The sequence below is a fragment of the Streptomyces sp. MBT65 genome (assembly GCF_016612545.1).
In the GTDB taxonomy this organism is placed as follows: Bacteria; Actinomycetota; Actinomycetes; order Streptomycetales; family Streptomycetaceae; genus Streptomyces.
In genome coordinates, this window is sequence record NZ_JAENRY010000001.1 from 97,813 (window position 1) to 116,624 (window position 18,812).

Below are 18,812 nucleotides of genomic sequence, written 5' to 3' on the forward strand. Positions count from 1 at the left end.
GTGATCCCGGTGACCGCGCCGTTGTCTCCCGAGTGCCCCGGATGCTGCCGGACAGTCATACGCGTCCCGCGTCGTGTGCGGCCCCAACTGCCTTTCAGGCGAGGGATTCCGAGCGCTGGACGGTCCCCGTGAGGCCGGTCGTGTCCTGGCCCGCGAGCAGGACGGCGGCCCGCGCCATCGCCTCCGGCGGCTCCACCATCTCCGGCGGGATCTCCCGGCCACCGCCACCCGCCTGCCAGCCCTCGGTGAGCACCACCCGTGACGGAGCAAGGCAGTTGACCGCGATGTTGTCCTTCCTCAGATCGGCGGCGAGGCCCAGGTAGAGGCGCTCGACCGCCGCTTTGGACACCCAGTACGCGTTCGCGCCCCGGTCCGTCATGCCCACCCCGCCGGTCGTCACGGCCACCAACGAGCCACCGCCACGCGCCCGTACGTGCGGAATGACCGCCCGGGTCACGAGGAACACCCCGGTCAGATTGACGTCCAGACACAACTGCCAGCGTTTGAGCGGCGTCGACTCGACCGGGCCCAGCCACAGCACCCCGGCATTGGCGATGAGAATGTCGATTCCGCCGAACTCCGCGACCGTGGCGGCGACGGCCGCGTCGACCGACGCCTCGTCGCTCACATCACAGGGCACGGGCAGGGCGCGCCCGCCCGCCGCGACGATCCCGTCCGCGACCGAGTGGATCGTTCCCGGCAGCCGACCCTCCCGCTCGGAACGCGCGGCAACGGCGACCGAGGCGCCCGCCTCCGCGAGCGCCACCGCGACCGTACGGCCGATGCCACGGCTGGCGCCCGCGACGAACGCGACCTTGCCCTTCAACTGCCCGCCCACGCCCGTCACTTCACCGATGTCGGTCACTTCGGCGGGAACCTGAGGGCACCGTCGAGACGGACGACCTCACCGTTGAGATAGTCGTTCTCGACGATGTGCTGCACGAGACCCGCGTACTCGGTCGGCATGCCCATGCGCCTCGGGTACGGGATCTGCGGACCCCAGTAGGCCTCCAACTGGTCGCCCGCCTTGCCGTAGGCCGGTGTGTTGAAGGTGCCCGGCGCGATCGTGACGACCCGGATGCCGAGCGGGGACAGGTCGCGGGCGGCGACCAGGGTCATGCTGACGACGCCGCCCTTGGCGGCCGCGTAAGGGAGTTGGCCGATCTGGCCCTCGTACGCGGCGATCGAGGCCGTGTTGACGACGACGCCCCGGCCGCCGTCCAGCGGCTCCTGACGGGCGATCGCGGCGGCGGCCAGGCGCAGCACGTTGAACACGCCGGTCAGATACACGTCGATCGTCTTGCGGAAACCCGCGAGGTCGAGGGGCGAGCCGTCCTTGCCGACGAGCCGGCCGCCGCTCGCCGGGCCGCCGTGCGCGTCCACCGAGATCCGCAGCGGTCCCGCCGACTCCGCCTCGGCCAGCGCCGCTAGGACGTCGTCCTCGTCGGTGGCGTCGGTGCGCACATAGCGGACACCCAGCTCCTGCTCCAGGGCCTTGCCCTTCTCGTCGGCCAGATCGGCGACGACGACCTTCGCTCCCGCCGCATGCAGTCGACGGACGGTGGCCTCGCCCAGACCGCCCGCCCCGCCGACGACCACCGCGGAGCTCCCACTGATCTGCATCAAGGATTTCCTCTCTTGCGAACAGCGCTCTAGTGAGACGAGAATAGCATTCTCATGAATATAACCATGATTCTCGAGATGGTGGCCTCGGGCGGCGACCGACCGGTGGTCACGGCGAACGGCCGCTCCCTGACCGCCTCGGACCTGCTCGCCCGCGCCCGTGCCGCCGCGCACCGCTTCCAGGGCCACCCGGCCGTGCTGTATCTGAGCCCCAGTCACCTCGCCTACCCCGTGGCCCTGTTCGGTGCCGCCCTGGCGGGCGTCCCGTTCATCCCTCTCAACTACCGTCTCGGCGAACACCAGTTGGCCCGTCTCCTGGCCCGCCATCCCGGTGCCCTCGTCCTGCGCCCCGCCGACCTCGACGCACTACTGAGCGCCGAAGAGGGCACTGAAGCAGCGGAGTTGGCCCATGCCCAGGATCAGGACTCCGTGGCCGTGGTCCTCTACACGAGCGGCACCACCGCCGAACCCAAGGCGGCACTGCTGCGCCATCGGCACCTGCTGGCCTACGTCCTGAACACCCAGGAGTTCGCCTCCGCCCAGGAGGCCGACGCGTCACTCGTGGCCGTCCCGCCGTACCACGTGGCCGGGTTGATGAACCTGCTCACGAACCTCTACTCAGGCCGCCGCCTGGTGTACCTGCCCGCCTTCGACGCGGGGGAGTGGCTCGCGACCGCCCGCCGCGAACAGGTCACCCACGCACTCGTCGTCCCCACCATGCTGGCCCGCATCGTCGCGGAGGCCCCGGACGGCGACGCCGGCACTCCCACGCTCCGGAGCCTCGCCTACGGCGGTGCCAGGACCCCGCGACCCGTGGTGGAACAGGCACTGCGGATCTTTCCCGGTACGGGGTTCGTCAACGCGTACGGCCTGACGGAGACGGCCTCCTCGGTCGCGGTCCTCGGGCCCGACGACCACCGCGAGGCGCTCGCGGCCTCCGACCCGGCCGTACGGGACCGACTCGGCTCCGTGGGGCGGCCGTTGCCCGGAGTCGAGATCGAGATCCGTGACGACGACGGAAGGCCGGCCGCCGCCGGGGAGACCGGGCTCGTGTTCGTGCGCGGGGAGCAGATCTCCGGCGAGTACGGCGGTCGTAGCGCCCTCGACGCGGACGGCTGGTTCCCCACCCGGGACCGGGGCCGACTGGACGCCGACGGCTATCTGTTCATCGAGGGACGCGCCGACGACACCATCATTCGCGGCGGCGAGAACATCGCTCCCGCCGAGATAGAGGACGTTCTCGTCGCCCACCCCGGGATCGTGGAGGCGGCGGTGATCGGCGTGCCCGACCCGGAGTGGGGGCAGCGGATCGTGGCCGTCGTGGTCGGCGCGGGCGACCCGGCGGAGGTCCGCCAGTGGGTCAAGGACCGGCTGCGCTCCTCCAAGACCCCCGACACGATCGTGTTCCGCGCCGAACTCCCCAAGACCGAGACCGGAAAGCTGCTGCGCCGCACCCTGCTGGCCGAGTTGGAGACCACCCATGCCTGAAGCAGTCCTCGTGTCCGCCCTGCGCACCCCTGTCGGTACCGCCGTCAAGGGCACCCTGCGGGACACCACCGCGTTCGACCTGGCCCACCACATCGTCGCCGCCGCAGCCGCCACTGACGGGCTCGACCCCGACACGTTCGACGACGTGATCCTCGGCGAGGGCCTCTACGGCGGTGGGGTCGTGGCCCGGCACGCGGCACTGACCGTCGGCCTCACGTCCGTACCCGGCCTGGCCCACAACCGGCACTGTGCCGCCGGTCTCGCGGCGGTGCAGAGCGCGGCGGGCAGCATCCGCGCGGGCATGGACGAACTTGTCATCGCAGGCGGCGTCAACTCGGCTTCCACCTCCCCGAAACAGCGTTTCCGCGTCGACGGCGAGTGGGTCGAGCCGTGGAGCCCCCCCACACATCCCGACCGGCCAGAAGCCCCCAACCTGGACATGTCGATCACGGTCGGCTGGAACACCGCCGTACGGGCCTGCCTCAGCCGCGCCGACATGGACGCCTGGGCGCTGCGCTCGCACCAGAACGCGATTCGCGCCATCGACGAAGGCCGTTTCGACGCGGAGTTGGTGCCCATCGACACACCGCATGGCCTGTTCTCCGTCGACGAACACCCCCGCCGCACCACGAGCCTGGAGAAGCTGGCCTCGCTCAAGCCGCTCCACCCGGAGATAGACGGCTTCTCCATCACGGCCGGCAACGCGGGCGGAGCCAACGACGGTGCCGCCGCGCTGGTGGTGGCCAGCGACCGACTGGGCCTGCCCGCACTCGCCGTCGTCCGCGCATGGGCATCGGTCGGCGCCGACCCTGCCGAGACGGGCCTCACCCCGGTGAAGGTGATCCCCAAAGCCCTTGCCCGCGCGGGACTTTCGACGGCCGACGTCGACCTCTTCGAGATCAACGAGGCCTTCGCAGCCGTGCCCGTCGCCGCGGTGAAGCTGCTCGGTCTCGACCCCGACCGCGTGAACGTCAACGGCAGTGGCTGCTCCCTCGGCCACCCGGTCGCCGCGACCGGCGCCCGGATGCTGGTCACGCTCGTGCACGAACTGCGCCGCCGCGGCGGGGGTATCGGCCTCGCCGCGATGTGCGCGGGCGGCGGCATGGGCTCAGCCACGGTCATCGAGGTACCGGCACCGTAGCGGGCGAGTTGCCGGTCCCGGTGGTGGAGAGCGCGTCGATGTAGAGAAGGGAACAGTGTGGAGGGCTTGAAGGAGAAGGTCGTTCTCGTGGCCGGCGCGGCCACCGGGCTGGGGGCCGCCTCCGCCCGGCGGCTGGCGGACGAGGGCGCCAGGGTTGTCGTGGGTGACCTCGATCTCGACGGAGCCCGCCGGACCGCCGCGGCGATCGCCGACGCCGGTGGCCAGGTGGTCGCGGTGGGCTTCGACATCGCCGACGAGGACTCGGTCGGCGAACTCGTGCGGACCACCGTGCGGACGTACGGCGGACTGGACGCCGTGCACATCAACGCGGGCGACATGGGCGCGGTCTCCCGGGACACCGACGTCGTCGACATGGACCTCGCGGTGTGGGACCGGACCTTCGCCGTCAATCTGCGGGGCCACATGCTCGTCACCCGGTACACCGTTCCCGAACTCCTCGCCCGGGGCGGCGGCGCGATCGTCTACACCTCGTCCATCGCGGCCTTCACCGGCGAGGCCGCCCGCCCCGCGTACTCCGCGACGAAGGCGGGCATCAACGCCCTCGCCCGCCATGTCGCCTCCCGCTGGGGCCGCGAGGGCATCCGTGCCAACGCGGTCGCACCGGGGCTGATTCTGACCCAGGCCATCCAGGAGGGCGCCGCACCGGCCCTGTTGGAGAGTCTGCTCGCCCGTACCCGCAGTACCCGGCACGGCCGCGCCGACGACATCGCCGGGATGGTGGCCCACCTCATCTCCGACGAGGGCACCTGGATCAACGGTCAGGTCATCAATGTCGACGGCGGCACCGTCATGCGCTGACCACCTCGCCGTCGAATCGCGTCTACGCGGGGCCTACGGGGTGCAGCTACGCGACCGTACGGAACCGCAGCAACGCCTCCTGGGCGAACGAGGCGACCAACGACCCCTGCGCGGTGAGCACATCGCCCCGGCCGTAGCAGCGACCGTGCGCGAGAAGCGGGCTCCGGTGGCGCAGGAGAAGCCAGTCGTTTGTGGTGAAGGGGCGATGGAACCACACCGTGTGCGCGGTGACGGCGGAGGAGAACGCCGTTCCCGAATCGTGCTGGGTGACTCCCTCCAGCGGGCGGAGCGCCGTACCGATCAGACTCAGATCGCTCGCGTACGCCGTCAACGCGGGGGCCAGTTCAGGGGTGACGGCCGGCGTCCGCATCCACAGGTCGTACTCGGGTGCCTCCGACTTCGCCGAGTCCACGTCGGCGGTGGCTCGGGTGTCCCAGGGAAGCAGCGACAGCTCAACGTCGTGCTCCGCCCCCGGCACCGAGGGCATCGGGAACGCGATCTGCTGGTCGGGACCCCCCTCGTGGGAGTGCAGGGACACCGCCGCCACGGCCGCGACCCCCTGCGTCTGCCGCGCGACGACCGTCAACGTCGCGAAGGAGCCGCCTTCATGATGACGCGTCACCTCGTACCGCACCGGTTCCTGGGGCCGCCCCGCCCGCGCGAACTGCACATGCAGGCTTTTCACCGCCTTGTCCGGGCAGGCCAGTTGGGCCGCGCGGAGACTCTGGGCGAGCAACTGACCGCCGAAGATGCGGTGATAGCCGAGTCGTTGGTTGCGGCCCTCGAACACGTCACCCGGTCGGGTGTCGAGGTCCAGGCAGGAGAGCAGGTCGCTCCACAGATCGGTCACTGATGTCACTCCTCGGTCGATCACAGGTGAACGAGCTGTCGATCACAGGTGGACGAGCCGTGGCGCTGACCCGCCGGCCCGCAGCAGTGCCCCCGCCTCGCGCGTCAACTCCCGTGCGCTGCCCAGCAGTCCGTCCAGCACCACGGCCCGCCGCACATGCCGGTGCAGATCGTGCTCGGCGGTGAAGCCGATTCCGCCGAGGACCTGTTGGCAGTGCCGGGCCGCCGTCAACGCCGCCCGCCCGGCCGCCGCCTTGGCCAGCAGCGCGCCCAGCTCGTCCGACGCGGCCACCAGGGTCGCCTCGGCACCGTCCAACGCCACGAGGGTCTCGGCAAGCCGATGCCGTACGGCCTGGAATGAGGCCAGCGGACGGCCGAACTGCATGCGGTCCGCAGCGTGTTGGAGAGCCAGGGCGAGCATGGCGTGGCCGGTCCCGAGCAGCCACCAGCCGAGCGCGACTCGGCCGGCGGCGAGCGGCACCGGAACTCCGGCGGGCACGGAGCGCAGGGGAAGCTCGGTGTCCAGGGCCGTCCCGGCGGCAGCGTCGTCGCGCTCCCAGGCGATCCACGTCCCGCCCGTGAACGGCAGCGGCAGTGTGCCGCCGACCGGACGGCCCGCCGCGTTCAGCAGGACGTCGTTGAGGAGCGGTGCGTGGGCGCCCGTCTCGCCGAGCAGGCGGAAGGCGAGCGGGACGGCGATGTCCGGCTGTTCCGCGAGCAGTTCGGCCCAGCCGAGGTCCGACAGCGCGGTGTCCAGCGCCTGCCCCGAGGCCGCCGTCATCATCTTGCGGAGCGTCTCGGCGAGCAGGTCCCGTTCGGCGGCGTCCACGACTACTCCTTCCCCAGGTCGAGCAGTCGGCGGGCGATGATGTTCCGCTGGATCTCGGCCGTACCGCCGTAGATGGTCGCCGCCTTCGCGTACAGGTACTCCGAGCGCCACGGCGAGTCCGTCAACTCCAGTACGCCGGGCAGCAGATCGCGCACGGTCTCGAAGAGCTGTTGCTCGGCGGTGGTCAGCAGCACCTTGTCGACCGAGGTCTCCGCGCCCAGCCGCTCGCCCGCGGCCAAGCGGCGCTGGGTGGCGTGGGAACGGCAGCGCACGGTGTGCAACGCCAGGTAGGCGGCGCCGAGTTCGGCGTCGTCCGGGACCCTCGTCTCGGCCAGCAGGCGGTCAAGTCGAGTGTAGAGATGGGCGATCCGGTGCCAGAAGCAGGTGGAGCGCTCGTGCGGGAGCAGGTCCATCGCCAGGCGCCAGCCGTCACCGGGGCGGCCGAGCATCCGGTCGGCGGGCACGATCACGTCGTCGAAGAACACCTCGGCGAACTCGTCCACGCCGTGCATCGTGCGCAGCGGCCGGACGGTGATGCCGGGGGTGTCCATGTCGACGAAGAACGCGGTGATCCCGTCGTGGCCCGGCGCGGTGCGGGTCAACAGGACGCAGCGGGCGGCGAATTGGGCCAGGCTCGTCCACACCTTCTGGCCGCTGATCACCCAGTGGTCGTCGCGGGGAACCGCCCGCGTGGTGAGGGAGGCGAGGTCGCTGCCGGAGCCGGGTTCGGAGAAGCCCTGGCACCACTGCTCCCGGCCGCTGAGCAGGCGCGGGACCATCTCGGCGGCGAGTCCGGGAGGGGCGTAGGAGATCATCGTCGGGGCGAGGACCTCGATCATCGAGTAGATGCCGGCTTCGGCCAGCTCGCGGGTGGCGACCTCCTCGCCGAGTACCGCCCTCAGCACCGCGGGCCCGCCGAGCCCCCTCACCTCAGCGGGCCAGCCGTACCGCATCCAGTCCGCGTCGTACAACGCCCGTCGGACCCGGGCGAGTTGGGCGACCTGGGCGTCCAGGGAGTGGTCGGGGCCGGGGGACAGGTCGTGCTCGTCCAGCCAGCCGCGCAGATCCGAGCGGAAGTCGGCGACGTTCACGTACCCGGGCGCCGAGGAGACGTTCATGTTCCCGGGCGCTGATAGGCGTGCGGGCGACCCGAGTCGTGCGCTCCGCTGCGGCGGATGAACGTCATCGCGCGCGTGCGCAGCCGCCACCCCCCGTCCGTGCGGACGTAGGTGTCGTTGTAGTAGCCGATCCGTAGGTCGTGCGTGGCGTGGTCGACGAAGCACAGCGGCTGGGTGCCGGTCGCCGTGTCGCCGGACAGCTCGACGGCCGGCGTGCCCGTGAGGAACAGCCCCTTGGGGGCGGCGGCGACCAGCGCCGGGAACTCGTCGAGGCCGTAGGAGTCCCCGAAGGCGCTGTACGTGCCGTCGGGCGTGAAGACCCCCAGCACCCCGTCCAGATCGCCGCGGGTGATGCACACCGCGTAGCGGGCGAGAAGCTGCTGGATCTCCATCAGGTCGTCGGTCGGACCAGAGGGAGGAGCCGGAACAGGCAAGGAGGACAAGGACTTTCCACCCTTCACCATGAGCGAGAATGGCATTCTCTCAGATGAGTGGCAGATTTCCACGGTGGGCGAGGCGACGTCAACAGTCTCTGTCTGAATGGTTGATTCTCCGTAGATGAGAAGCTAGTTTCCAGCGATGGAGAGGGGAGATCCGACGCGATGGACCAGTTCCTCACCTTCGGGATCGTCGGCCTGAGCACGGCCGCGATCTATGCCGTCATCGGCAGTGGGCTCGTGCTCACCTACACCACCACCGGCGTGTTCAACTTCGCGCACGGCGCGGCCGGCACGCTGTCCGCGTTCATGTACTGGCAGTTGACCGTCGGCTGGGGCTGGCCCGTTCCGGTCGCCCTGGTCGTGGTGCTGCTCGTGCTCGCCCCGGCCTTCGGGCTGCTCGTCGAACGGTTCGTACTGCGCCCCGTCCAAGCCCTCGGCGAAGCCGAACGGCTCGTCATGACGGTCGCGTTGCTCAGCGGACTCATCGCGGCGGCGCGCTGGATCTGGGACCCGAACGTGGCGCGCCCCCTGCCGATGTTCTTCGCCGACCGCAAGCCCTTCCACCTCGGCCCGGCCGTCATCACCTGGCACCAGGCGATCACCATGGCAGTGGCCGTCGCCGTCGCGATCGGCCTGCGTATCCTGCTCTACCGCACCCGCGCCGGAGCAGAGATGCGCGCGGCTGTCGACGACCGGGCACTGGTCGGCCTCACCGGCGCCGACCCGGTCCGGGCGGGCCGGGTCTCGTGGATCCTGGGCACTCAACTGGCCGCGATCGGCGGCATCCTGATCGCCCCGACCGTCACACTCGACGCCGCCCAGCTCTCCCTGCTGATCGTGAGCGCGTACACCGCGGCCGTCTTCGGCAGGCTGCGCAGCCTGCCGCTCACCTTCCTCGGCGCGGTCGTCGTCGGCTGCATGGAGAGCTATCTGACCGGCTATCTGCCGCAGAACGAATACCTTCCCGGACTACGGCTCGCCGCCCCCGCGCTCCTCCTCTTCCTCGCCCTGCTGGTGTTCCCGCACCGACGCCTGCGAGGCCGCGAACGACGGCTGGCCCGCGTGCCGGTACCAAGCGCGCGAGGCACGCTCGTCTTCGCCGCGGTGGTCGTCACCTTCGGCGCGGTACTGGCCTCCCTGCTCGGAGAAGCCGACCTCATCACCTACGGAGCGATCTTCTCGCTGGGCGTAGTGGCACTCTCGTACGTTCCCCTCGCCGGGTACGCCGGACAGGTCTCCCTGTGCCAGCTCAGCATGGCCGGCATCGGAGCCGTCGTCTGGGGACACCTCGGCGCCCACGGCGAACTATGGGCGCTCGGAGCCGCGATCCTCGTCTCGGCGGCGGCCGGAGCACTGGTCGCCCTGCCCGCACTGCGACTCTCCGGCGTGTATCTCGCCCTGGGCACAGCCGCGTTCGCCGTGATCCTCGACCGCTGGATCTTCACCATCCCGGCCTTCCACGTCTTCGGCCTGCGGATCGCCCTGTTCGACCAGGGCTCGGTCGACGTCTCCGGACCCCACCTCTTCGGCCTACGACTCGACAGCGGAAGGGAGTTGATGGTGTTCGCCGCCGTCTGTCTCGCCCTCGCCTCGATCGGTGTGGCCACCCTGCGCCGCAGCCGCTTCGGCCGGCGGCTGATCGCCCTGCGCGACAGCGAGGCCGCGTACGCCACCCTCGGCGGCAACCTCCTGGTCGCCAAGGTCGCCGTGTTCGCCCTCGCCTCCGGCATCGCGGGACTCGGCGGAGCTCTGTACGGAATGCAGCAACGCACCGTCACCGCCGACCAGTTCAGCCTCATCGCGGGACTGCCGATCTTCCTTGTCGCCGTGGTCGGCGGACTCGGCGCGGTCGGCAACGGACTCTTCGCCGGCACCGCCTTCGTCGGCCCGACGAACGCCCTGATCGCCGTCGCCCCCGGCACCGCGAACCTGGTCGCCCTGCTCCCCGGCCTCGCCGGCGTCGGACTCGGCCACAACCCCGACGGCATCGTCTCCCGCTTCCGCCGCCAGTGGGAGCCCCTCGCCCGCGACCGCATCGCGCTCCCCGCCCTCCTCTGCGTCCTCGCCCTGGCCTGGGCGCTGCGCTTCGGCGACGTGATCAACGACTGGGCCTACTACGGCGGTTCACTCCTTCTCGCCGTGGCGCTCCGCTCCTGGGCGGACGCACGGCAGGCCGTTCCGGCCGAGCCGGAGATCCCCGTCGAGTGGTGGGGCCTACGGCGCGAGTGGCGCCTCGAGGACGAGGAGGTGCTGGCCCGTGGCATCGCTGCAGGTTAGTGGAGTGACCGTCTCCTTCGGCGGAAACCGCGCTCTCGACGGGGTCGGCCTGACCGCCGAGGCGGGCCGGGTAACCGGACTCATCGGACCCAACGGGGCAGGAAAAAGTACCCTGTTCGACGTCGCGTCCGGACTGCGCAGACCGTCCTCCGGGCAGGTCCGGCTGGACGGCCGGGACGTCACCCGGGCCCGCCCCTCCGCACGCGCCCGGCACGGACTCGCCCGCACCTTCCAGCGCCTGGAACTGTTCGGTCGGCTGAGCGTGCGCGACAACCTCCTCGTCGCCGCCGAACTCGGACCCGAACGCCGCCGGGCCGACCAGGTCGTCACCGAGATCCTGCACCGCCTCGACCTCACCGGCCTCGCCGACACCTCACCGGACGCCCTGCCCACCGGAGTCGGCCGCCTCGTCGAGGTGGGACGGGCCCTCGCGATACGCCCGAAGGTGCTTCTCCTCGACGAACCCGCCGCCGGACAGGACGCGGAGGAGACCGAGCGCTTCGCGGAACTCCTGCGCGCCCTCACCGGCGACGGCACCGCCGTCGTCCTCGTCGAGCACGACATGAGCCTCGTGATGGCCGTCTGCGACGAGGTGTACGTCCTCGACCTCGGCAAGATCATCGCCGTCGGCCCGCCCGAGGTGATCCGCAGCGACGAAACGGTACTCGCCGCCTACCTGGGGGACGCGTGAGCGCACTTCTCGAACTGCGCGGCATCCGCGCGGCCCACGAACGCATCACCGTCCTGCACGGCGTCGACCTCGACGTCGCCGCCGGACAGGTGGTCGCGCTGCTCGGCCCCAACGGCGCCGGAAAGACCACCACCCTGCGCGTCGCCGCCGGAGTCCACCCCGCCGAATCGGGCCAACTCCTGCTCGGAGGACGGGACATGACCGGCGCCGACCCCCGCGACCTGGCCCGCGCCGGGGTCTGCCTCATCCCCGAAGGACGAGGTGTGTTCCCGAACCTGTCCGTCCGCGACAACCTCCTCATGATGACCTTCACCGGCCGCGGCCGCGAAGAGATCGAGGAGATCGCGTTCGCCCGCTTCCCCGTCCTGGCCCGGCGCGCCGGACAGGCGGCGGGCACCCTCTCCGGCGGCGAACAGCAGATGCTCGCCCTCGCCCGCGGCCTCGCCACCGACCCCGCCGTCCTGCTGCTCGACGAACTCTCCATGGGGCTAGCCCCGTTGGTCGTCGGCCGGCTCTACGAGCAGGTCGGCGAGATCGCCCGGCAGGGCGTGGCAGTCCTGGTGGTCGAGCAGTTCGCCGCCGCGGTCCTCGACATCTGCGACCATGCCGCCGTTCTCGTCCGCGGCCGGGTCGAACGGCAGGGCCACCCCGACGGCGGCCTGCGCGCCGAACTGTCCGCTCTCTACCTGGGGAGTTCCACATGACGTCCACCGAGACGCGAGCGGACCGCTTCGTCCGCGAACTCACCGTCCTGAAAATCCCGGACCCCGCCGCCGGCAAGGCCGCTCTCTGGCTGCGCGCGGGCGCCGCCCTGATGACGATCGGCGTCGTCCTCGGCGTGAGTGCCTACTTCATCTCGCACAACACCAGCGACCCACTGGTGCAGAACGACGCTCTCACCCTGGGCCTGGCCGCGGTCGCCGGGAGTGTCGTCGGTTCCGCGCTCTTCCTGCGGTACTCGCTCACCGGCTTCCTGCGGTACTGGATGGCGCGTCAGTCCTACGACGTGGAACTCCTCGCCGACCGCCTGCTCGAAAGGGAACTCCGCCATGACCCCACCGGCACCGACGCCGCGCCCCGGTGACCAACTCGCCAGCACCGTCTGCGGCACCCGCGTGGTCGTCATCCGCGCACCCGCCGACGTACGGCCCCAACTCGCCTGCGGCGGCAGCCCGTTGGTCCCCGCGGCCGAAGCGCCTCCGGCGAAGCCCGGACCGGCCGGCACCACCACCCTCATCGGCAAGCGGTACGTCGACGCCACCGGGACGCTCGAACTGCTCTGCACCGCCTCCGGCGCGGGCGAACTGACCTGTGACGGCGCTCCCATGACCCTGAAGGCGGCCAAGCCGCTGCCCGCCTCCGACTGACCGACCCACCCCCGTAAGGAGCCGTCATGGACCGCGACGACCTCATCCTCATCAGCGTCGACGACCACATCATCGAACCCCCCGACATGTTCGTGAACCACCTCCCGGAGCGCTACAAGAAAGAAGCGCCCCAACTGGTCCACCGGGACGACGGAACCGACGTGTGGCAGTTCGGCGGCGCGACCATCACCAACTCCGCGCTCAACGCGGTGGCCGGCCGGCCCAAGGAGGAGTACGGCGTCGAACCCCAGGGTCTCGACGAGATCCGCCCCGGCTGCTACGACGTGCACGAGCGCATCAAGGACATGAACGCGGGCGGCATCCTCGCCCAGATGAACTTCCCGTCCTTCCCCGGCTTCTCGGCCCGGCTCTTCGCCACCGAGGACACGGACTTCTCCCTCGCGCTCGTCCGGGCCTACAACGACTGGCACATCGACGAGTGGTGCGCCGCCTACCCGGGCCGCTTCATCCCGATGGCGCTGCCCGCCATCTGGGACGCGGAGCTGTGCGCGGCGGAGGTGCGCCGGGTCGCCGAGAAGGGCGTTCACTCGCTCACCTTCACCGAGAACCCCGCCGTCCTCGGCTACCCGAGCTTCCACGACCCGTACTGGAACCCGCTGTGGCGCGCGCTGTCCGACACGGACACCGTCATGTCGGTGCACATCGGCTCCTCCGGCAGGCTCGCCGTCCCGGCCGCCGACTCGCCGCCCGACGTGATGATCACGCTCCAGCCGATGAACATCGTCTCCGCCGCAGCGGACCTGCTCTGGTCGCCCCCGATCAAGCAGTTCCCCCATCTGAAAATCGCCCTCTCTGAAGGCGGAACGGGGTGGATCCCGTACTTCCTGGAGCGCCTCGACCGCACCTTCGAGATGCACTCCACCTGGACCCTCCAGGACTTCGGCGGCAAGCTCCCCTCCGAGGTCTTCCGCGAGCACTTCCTGACCTGCTTCATCACCGACAAGCTGGGTGTACGGCTGCGCCACGACATCGGCATCGACAACATCTGCTGGGAGGGCGACTACCCGCACAGCGACTCGCTGTGGCCCGACGCCCCCGAGCAACTGCACGACGTGCTGACGAGCTGCGACGTCCCCGACGACGACGCCCGGAAGATCACCTTCGAGAACGCGATGCGCTGGTACTCCTTCGACCCCTTCGCGCACATTCCGCGAGAACAGGCCACCGTGGGCGCACTGCGCAAGGCGGCCGAGGGCCACGACGTCTCCACCCGCTCCCGCAGTCACCAACTCATCGAGCCCGCCGAGAAGTTGGAGGCGTTCCGCTCCAAGGCACGGGCGGCCGTGGCGGCGGCCCGATGAGCGACCTGGTCCTGACGGAACGGGTCGGTGCCGTCCTGGTGGCGACCCTGAACCGTCCCGAGGTCCGCAACGCCATGAGCCCGGAGCTGATCGACGAACTCTCCGTCGTGCTGCGGGAAGCGGACACCGACCCGGCGGTCCGGGCGATCGTCCTCACCGGCGCCGGAACGGTCTTCTGCTCCGGCATGGACCTCAAGGCGTTCGCGAAGGGCGGCGGCCGGTTCGACGGCCTGGTGTGGTTCTTCCGCGAGGGCATCGCCACCCCGGTGATCGCCGCCCTCAACGGCTCGGCACTCGCCGGCGGCTTCGAACTCGCCCTGGCCTGCGACCTGGTCGTCGCCGCCGAGGACGCCAAGCTGGGGATCGCCGAGGTGAGACGGGGCCTGTTCGCCGCAGGAGGCGGTACGACCCTCGCCGACCGGGTACCGCTGGCCGTCGCCCTGGAGATGGGCCTGACCGGCGACCTCGTCACCGCGACGGACGCCAAGCAGTTCGGCCTGGTGAACCGAGCCGTACCGGCGGAGAAGGTGCTGGAGGAGGCGCTGACCCTGGCCGGACGCATCGCCGAGAACGGCCCTCTCGGCGTCGCGATGACCAAGAAGCTGATGCGGGAACGCCGTTGGGCCGAACCGGCAGAGGTCGAGTCGGTGTTCAGGAGCGCCGACGCGGCGGAGGGCGCACGCGCCTTCGCCGAACGCCGAAGCCCGGTGTGGACCGGGAAGTGACCGAACCCCGGTGTCCCCGACGACCGTCTCTGTGGCTGTCGGGGACACCGGAGGGAAGCTCAGGAGCGGACCGCTTCCTGCGAGTCGGCAGTCACGTCGTCCATGTCGGTGATCTCGTCGACGAGCCCCCAGTGCAACGCCTCCCCGGCGCTCAACTCCACCCCGGACAGGGCGAGATACGCCGTCCGCTCCCGCCCGACCCGGACCGGGATGCTGGCCGTACCGCCCGCGCCCGGAATGAGTCCCATCCCGATCTCCGGCAACCGGATCACCGTGTCCGGCGCGGCGACCACCCGCCCCGCGAAAGCCGCGAGCTCGATCCCCGCGCCGACGCACGCACCGTGCAGATGGGCGGTCACCCGGGGAGCACAACGGTGCAGGAGCGCGCCCGGACTGCGATGAACCCGCACCAGGTGGGCCTGCGCCGGATCACGCGACGTACCGAACTCGGCGAGGTCGCCGCCGCTGCAGAAGGCGGGACCGTTGCCGTGTAGATCGACTCGGCTGATCGACGGGTCGGCCACGGCCACCTGAAGTGCCTCGCACAGCGCGTCCCGCGTCGCCGCGTCGAACGCGTTGCGCACCCAGGGCCGGTCCAGGGCGATGGACAACCGGTCACCGTCACGATCGAGCCGTACGGGAGTCTCGGCGGGGCGGGGAGTGCGCCGGGGCGCGGCGGCCAGCCAGGACCGGAAGGCGGTTCCCCCTTGAAGCGTCGAGTAAGCGAGGGATTCGAGAATCAGCCTGTCGGGGATCGAGAGGCCACCGCCCATCCGCAGCACCTGGACCAGCGCGACGGAAGCGGCGGGTCGGCTCTCGACGATCCGACCCAACTCCCGGGCCGTGGCCTGCGGATCAGCACACCCCACCCAGGGCCGGGGCGGATCGGGAACAGCGGTGAGCAGGATGTCGCACACCTCGACCGGGTCCCCGGGTTCCGCCGCCACACCGACCACAACACGGTCGCGATCGCAGGCGTCCGTCTCATGCGCGAGGGTGCGGTCCAGGTCGACGGTCACGAAGGGCGACTCCACAGTGATCTCCCTCCAGGTGTCGACCGGAGTGTAATTTGAGATCACCTGGGGAGAGAAGGGGGTTCAGCTCATGGAGAACCACGCTCTCCGCGCCTGGATGGACTCCGTCGAGCCGTTCCTGGCCCCCCTTGCCGACATCGCCCGCTCATTCACGGACCTGACGGGTGTGCCGGTCGACCTGCCGACCGCCTTGTTCCTACGCGCGCAACTGGCCGGCCTGGAACGCCCGGGCAGGACATCGGCCAACGGCTCCTGCCACCTCCTGCGAACCGCAGACGGCTGGGCCGCCGTGAACCTGGCCCGTCCCGACGACCTGGCCGCCGTACCCGCGCTGCTGGCCCTTCTCGGCTCGCCGGACGAGGCCGGAGGCCTGCGCACGGCGCTGCCGCGGGTCACAGCGGCCGAAGCCGCCGAGTCCGCGCAGTTGCTCGGCATCGCGGCCGCGGCAGCGGGATCGGCCCAGGGAGTACGGCCTGCGGTCCGCGTCGAGCGGTGGGGTGAACGGAGCGGTCCCCGCGCGATGGCGGACCTACGGATCGTCGACTTCTCCGCGCTCTGGGCGGGACCGCTGTGCGCGCGGCTGCTCGGGTTGGCGGGCGCGCGGGTGCTGAAGGTGGAGAGCGCGACACGACCCGACGGAGCGCGCGTGGGGACGCCCACCTTCTACCGCTGGCTGCACGACGGGCACGCGAACAGGGTCGTGGATTTCGCCCCCGGCGCGTTGGACGAGATCGTCGCGGAGGCCGATGTCGTCATCGAGGCGTCACGGCCCCGCGCACTGCGTCGGCTCGGTCTCCGCGCCGAGGAGTTCCTCGCCGCCCGCCCCGGCCGGGTGTGGGTAGGCATCACCGGATACGGACGCGAGAACGACCGTATCGCTTTCGGAGACGACGCTGCCGTGGCCGGCGGCCTGACGGGCGTCGACCCGAACGGTGACCCCGTCTTCCTCGGAGACGCGCTCGCCGATCCCGTCACCGGCGTGTTCGCCGCCCACGCCGCGGCCCGTTCCCTCGCCGCCGGAGGCGGAGAACTGCTCTGCGTTTCCATGGCGGCGTGCGCCGCGACGCTCGCGGACTCACGAACCACGGTCTCCCCGCCGTGCTGATCAGGAACGTGGAGGTCGAGGGCCACGCGACGGCGGTGGACGTACGGATCGACGGCGGCCGGATCGCCGAGATCGGGCCCGGACTGACGGGTCCGGGTGACGTGGACGGTCGGGGCGGTGCGCTGCTGCCGGGCCTGCACGATCACCACGTACACCTCGCGGCGCTGGCCGCCGAAGTCGCCTCCGTGCGGGTCGGGCCGACGGAGGTCCGTGATCGTACGGCGTTCGCGGCGGCCCTGGCGAGTGGGCCGCCGGGGGAGTGGGTGCGGGCGGTCGGCTACCACGAGAGCGTCGCAGGGGAGTTGGACCGCTGGACGCTGGACGCCCTCGCGCCGGATCGGCCTGTGCGGGTGCAGCATCGGACCGGTGCGCTATGGGTGTGGAACAGTGCCGCGCTGCGGGCGGCCGGGCTGGACGGCGATGGGCGGTTCTGGCGCGAGGACGAGCGGCTGCGCGGGTTCGTGCCGCCAACGCGGTTGGATCTGGAGGGAATTGGACGGCGGGCAGCGGCGCTCGGCGTCACGGGGTTCACCAACGCCGATCCGCACCCCGCGAACGGGCTCACCCAGATGCTGTCGGTCCTGCCGCAACGGCTCCTGGTGATGGGCGTCGACGAGCCCGTGAAGCTGATGCTCGACGATCCGACTCTCCCCACTCCCGCCCAACTCTCGCGCACCATAAGGGAGATCAGGCCCCGGCCGGTCGCCGTGCACTGCGTGACGCGGGTGCAGTTGCTGGTGACGCTGCTCGCCCTGGACGAGGTGGGGCCGGCCGACGGCGACCGGATCGAGCACGGTTCGGTGATCCCGGCCGAGACGATCCCGTGGCTACGACGCCTCGGGGTGACGGTCGTGACCCAGCCCCACTTCCCGGTCGAGCGGGGCGACGCGTACGCCACCGACGTGGACGCCGACGACCTGCCGCACCTCTACCGCTGCCGGAGCCTGACCGAGGCGGGCGTTCCGCTCGCCGCCGGCACCGACGCGCCGTACGGCACCTCGGACCCCTGGGCGGTCATGCGAGCGGCCACCGAGCGGGACGAGGGCGAACGACTCGAACCCGCCGCGGCGCTACGGCTGTTCACCGGCGAGCCCCAACACCCTGCCCGGACCCGGCGGTTGAAGGTCGGCGCGGTCACCGACCTCTGTCTGCTCCACGTACCGCTGCATGAGGCACTCCGCGACCTGTCCGGGCAACTGGTCCGTGCCGCCTACGTGTCAGGCCGTCGGATCACGCTGCCCTGACCTACACGCTGTACCCGCCGTCGACTCCCAACGCCTGCCCGGTGATGAACCCGGCCCGGTCCGAGGCCAGGAACGCGACCGCCTCCGCGATGTCGGTCGCGTCGCCGAAGCGGCGCAGCGGGATGTTGCGCCGGGTGACGGCGAGCGCGGCCTCGTCCAGTTCGCCGGAGCTGATCAGTCGGCCGGCGATACCGTCGTTGAGCATGCCGGGAGCCACGCAGTTCACGCGGACGCCGTACCGGCCCTCCTCGGCGGCCAGCGCCCGCGCGACCGCCTCGACCGCGCCCTTCGCGCCCGACGACAGCCCGTCCCGTACCGGGAAGCGGCGGGTGGCGACGGTCGTCACGGCGACAATGTTGCCCCGGCTCGCGCGCAGCAACGGCAGCGAGGGATGCACCAGATTGAAGAACGCCACGGCGTCGCCCTCGAGTTGGGCGCGGTACTCGCCCGGCGTGACCTTGCTCAGATGCCGCATCGGCACGTGCGGGCCCGCCGCGTACACGAGGGTGTGGATGCCGCCGGTCACCTCGGCCACGGCCTCGGCTGTCGCGGCCTCGTCGGTCAAGTCCAGCCGTAGCGAACGGACTTGGCGGCCCAGCTTGGTGACCTCGGTGGCGATCGCCTCCGCCGCCTCCTGGTTGGCCCGGTAGGTGAACGCGATGTCGCTGCCGCGCTCGGCGAGGAGCCGGACGACCGCCGCCCCGATCCCGCCCGAGCCGCCCGCCACGAACGCGACACCT

Annotated in this window: 20 protein-coding genes; 12 read left to right on the forward strand and 8 right to left on the reverse strand. The window is 71.1% G+C overall.

Features of this window, described 5'->3' with window-relative positions:
- Window positions 1-94: 94 nt before the first annotated feature.
- Complete coding sequence (locus tag JHN63_RS00515; protein ID WP_307781775.1) at window positions 95-865, reverse strand: SDR family NAD(P)-dependent oxidoreductase; 771 nt, start codon at window positions 863-865, stop codon at window positions 95-97.
- Window positions 862-1,623 carry an SDR family NAD(P)-dependent oxidoreductase gene (locus JHN63_RS00520; protein WP_200676598.1) on the reverse strand — a complete coding sequence of 254 codons (762 nt, stop codon included), beginning with the start codon at window positions 1,621-1,623 and terminating at the stop codon, window positions 862-864. Before JHN63_RS00520 ends, JHN63_RS00515 begins: the two co-directional genes overlap by 4 nt.
- Window positions 1,624-1,689: 66 nt before the next feature.
- Here JHN63_RS00520 and JHN63_RS00525 point away from each other — a divergent pair, with 66 nt between their 5' ends.
- Genes JHN63_RS00525 through JHN63_RS00535 form a run of 3 tightly spaced genes read left to right on the forward strand, consistent with a single transcriptional unit; the run spans window position 1,690 to window position 5,071 of the window.
- Window positions 1,690-3,111, forward strand: a complete 1,422-nt coding sequence (locus JHN63_RS00525) for a class I adenylate-forming enzyme family protein (protein ID WP_200676599.1) — start codon at window positions 1,690-1,692, stop codon at window positions 3,109-3,111.
- Window positions 3,104-4,252: a thiolase family protein gene (locus tag JHN63_RS00530; protein WP_200676600.1), complete on the forward strand. Its 1,149-nt coding sequence runs from the start codon at window positions 3,104-3,106 to the stop codon at window positions 4,250-4,252. Before JHN63_RS00525 ends, JHN63_RS00530 begins: the two co-directional genes overlap by 8 nt.
- A gap of 57 nt (window positions 4,253-4,309) precedes the next feature.
- Window positions 4,310-5,071 carry an SDR family NAD(P)-dependent oxidoreductase gene (locus tag JHN63_RS00535; RefSeq protein WP_200676601.1) on the forward strand — a complete coding sequence of 254 codons (762 nt, stop codon included), beginning with the start codon at window positions 4,310-4,312 and terminating at the stop codon, window positions 5,069-5,071.
- Between the two features lie 46 nt (window positions 5,072-5,117).
- Here the strand turns inward: JHN63_RS00535 and JHN63_RS00540 are convergent, their stop codons facing one another.
- The 4 genes from JHN63_RS00540 to JHN63_RS00555 are packed head-to-tail and all read right to left on the reverse strand — an operon-like array spanning window position 5,118 to window position 8,259.
- Complete coding sequence (locus tag JHN63_RS00540; protein ID WP_200676602.1) at window positions 5,118-5,921, reverse strand: acyl-CoA thioesterase II; 804 nt, start codon at window positions 5,919-5,921, stop codon at window positions 5,118-5,120.
- Between the two features lie 42 nt (window positions 5,922-5,963).
- Window positions 5,964-6,749, reverse strand: a complete 786-nt coding sequence (locus JHN63_RS00545) for an acyl-CoA dehydrogenase family protein (RefSeq protein ID WP_200676603.1) — start codon at window positions 6,747-6,749, stop codon at window positions 5,964-5,966.
- Window positions 6,750-6,751: 2 nt separating this feature from the next.
- On the reverse strand, window positions 6,752-7,867 hold the full coding sequence (locus JHN63_RS00550; RefSeq protein ID WP_200676604.1) for an acyl-CoA dehydrogenase family protein: 1,116 nt from the start codon (window positions 7,865-7,867) through the stop codon (window positions 6,752-6,754).
- The gene (locus JHN63_RS00555) at window positions 7,864-8,259 is read right to left on the reverse strand and encodes a nuclear transport factor 2 family protein (protein WP_200676605.1); all 396 of its coding nucleotides are present in this window, start codon (window positions 8,257-8,259) and stop codon (window positions 7,864-7,866) included. The genes JHN63_RS00550 and JHN63_RS00555 overlap by 4 nt, the downstream gene beginning before the upstream one ends.
- Window positions 8,260-8,469: 210 nt before the next feature.
- Between JHN63_RS00555 and JHN63_RS00560 the strand changes: the two genes are divergently transcribed.
- The 7 genes from JHN63_RS00560 to JHN63_RS00590 are packed head-to-tail and all read left to right on the forward strand — an operon-like array spanning window position 8,470 to window position 14,689.
- Entirely contained in the window at window positions 8,470-10,584 is a 2,115-nt protein-coding gene (locus JHN63_RS00560) for an ABC transporter permease (protein WP_200676606.1), read from the forward strand.
- Window positions 10,565-11,275 (forward strand): ABC transporter ATP-binding protein, encoded by a 711-nt coding sequence (locus tag JHN63_RS00565; protein ID WP_200676607.1) that lies wholly within the window; start codon window positions 10,565-10,567, stop codon window positions 11,273-11,275. Before JHN63_RS00560 ends, JHN63_RS00565 begins: the two co-directional genes overlap by 20 nt.
- Window positions 11,272-11,979 (forward strand): ABC transporter ATP-binding protein, encoded by a 708-nt coding sequence (locus tag JHN63_RS00570; protein ID WP_200676608.1) that lies wholly within the window; start codon window positions 11,272-11,274, stop codon window positions 11,977-11,979. Before JHN63_RS00565 ends, JHN63_RS00570 begins: the two co-directional genes overlap by 4 nt.
- Window positions 11,976-12,359, forward strand: a complete 384-nt coding sequence (locus tag JHN63_RS00575; protein ID WP_200676609.1) for a hypothetical protein — start codon at window positions 11,976-11,978, stop codon at window positions 12,357-12,359. Before JHN63_RS00570 ends, JHN63_RS00575 begins: the two co-directional genes overlap by 4 nt.
- Window positions 12,325-12,642 (forward strand): hypothetical protein, encoded by a 318-nt coding sequence (locus JHN63_RS00580; protein ID WP_200676610.1) that lies wholly within the window; start codon window positions 12,325-12,327, stop codon window positions 12,640-12,642. The genes JHN63_RS00575 and JHN63_RS00580 overlap by 35 nt, the downstream gene beginning before the upstream one ends.
- A 26-nt stretch (window positions 12,643-12,668) precedes the next feature.
- Window positions 12,669-13,964, forward strand: coding sequence for an amidohydrolase family protein (locus JHN63_RS00585; RefSeq protein WP_200676611.1), 1,296 nt, complete (start codon window positions 12,669-12,671; stop codon window positions 13,962-13,964).
- A complete protein-coding gene (locus tag JHN63_RS00590) occupies window positions 13,961-14,689 on the forward strand; it encodes an enoyl-CoA hydratase-related protein (protein ID WP_200676612.1) in 729 nt (242 codons plus the stop codon). Before JHN63_RS00585 ends, JHN63_RS00590 begins: the two co-directional genes overlap by 4 nt.
- Before the next feature lie 59 nt (window positions 14,690-14,748).
- On the opposite strand, the gene JHN63_RS00595 is transcribed toward JHN63_RS00590, so the two are convergent.
- On the reverse strand, window positions 14,749-15,723 hold the full coding sequence (locus JHN63_RS00595; protein WP_200676613.1) for an enoyl-CoA hydratase/isomerase family protein: 975 nt from the start codon (window positions 15,721-15,723) through the stop codon (window positions 14,749-14,751).
- Window positions 15,724-15,793: 70 nt separating this feature from the next.
- Between JHN63_RS00595 and JHN63_RS00600 the strand changes: the two genes are divergently transcribed.
- Together JHN63_RS00600 and JHN63_RS00605 are read left to right on the forward strand one after the other, a co-directional pair.
- On the forward strand, window positions 15,794-16,828 hold the full coding sequence (locus JHN63_RS00600) for a CoA transferase (RefSeq protein WP_234475579.1): 1,035 nt from the start codon (window positions 15,794-15,796) through the stop codon (window positions 16,826-16,828).
- Complete coding sequence (locus tag JHN63_RS00605; protein ID WP_307781776.1) at window positions 16,777-18,072, forward strand: amidohydrolase family protein; 1,296 nt, start codon at window positions 16,777-16,779, stop codon at window positions 18,070-18,072. Before JHN63_RS00600 ends, JHN63_RS00605 begins: the two co-directional genes overlap by 52 nt.
- Before the next feature lies 1 nt (window position 18,073).
- Here JHN63_RS00605 and JHN63_RS00610 read toward each other — a convergent pair whose 3' ends face one another.
- Window positions 18,074-18,799 carry an SDR family NAD(P)-dependent oxidoreductase gene (locus JHN63_RS00610; protein ID WP_200676668.1) on the reverse strand — a complete coding sequence of 242 codons (726 nt, stop codon included), beginning with the start codon at window positions 18,797-18,799 and terminating at the stop codon, window positions 18,074-18,076.
- Window positions 18,800-18,812: the final 13 nt, after the last annotated feature.

Excerpts from the sequence above, each read along its gene's own strand:
- JHN63_RS00525 (WP_200676599.1), top strand. The coding sequence starts at position 1,690 with ATGATTCTCGAGATGGTGGCCTCGGGCGGCGACCGACCGGTGGTCACG.
- JHN63_RS00555 (WP_200676605.1), bottom strand. The coding sequence starts at position 8,259 with ATGGAGATCCAGCAGCTTCTCGCCCGCTACGCGGTGTGCATCACCCGC.
- JHN63_RS00520 (WP_200676598.1), bottom strand. The coding sequence starts at position 1,623 with ATGCAGATCAGTGGGAGCTCCGCGGTGGTCGTCGGCGGGGCGGGCGGT.
- JHN63_RS00590 (WP_200676612.1), top strand. The coding sequence starts at position 13,961 with ATGAGCGACCTGGTCCTGACGGAACGGGTCGGTGCCGTCCTGGTGGCG.
- JHN63_RS00575 (WP_200676609.1), top strand. The coding sequence starts at position 11,976 with ATGACGTCCACCGAGACGCGAGCGGACCGCTTCGTCCGCGAACTCACC.
- JHN63_RS00560 (WP_200676606.1), top strand. The coding sequence starts at position 8,470 with ATGGACCAGTTCCTCACCTTCGGGATCGTCGGCCTGAGCACGGCCGCG.
- JHN63_RS00580 (WP_200676610.1), top strand. The coding sequence starts at position 12,325 with ATGACCCCACCGGCACCGACGCCGCGCCCCGGTGACCAACTCGCCAGC.
- JHN63_RS00530 (WP_200676600.1), top strand. The coding sequence starts at position 3,104 with ATGCCTGAAGCAGTCCTCGTGTCCGCCCTGCGCACCCCTGTCGGTACC.
- JHN63_RS00600 (WP_234475579.1), top strand. The coding sequence starts at position 15,794 with ATGGAGAACCACGCTCTCCGCGCCTGGATGGACTCCGTCGAGCCGTTC.
- JHN63_RS00585 (WP_200676611.1), top strand. The coding sequence starts at position 12,669 with ATGGACCGCGACGACCTCATCCTCATCAGCGTCGACGACCACATCATC.
- JHN63_RS00550 (WP_200676604.1), bottom strand. The coding sequence starts at position 7,867 with ATGAACGTCTCCTCGGCGCCCGGGTACGTGAACGTCGCCGACTTCCGC.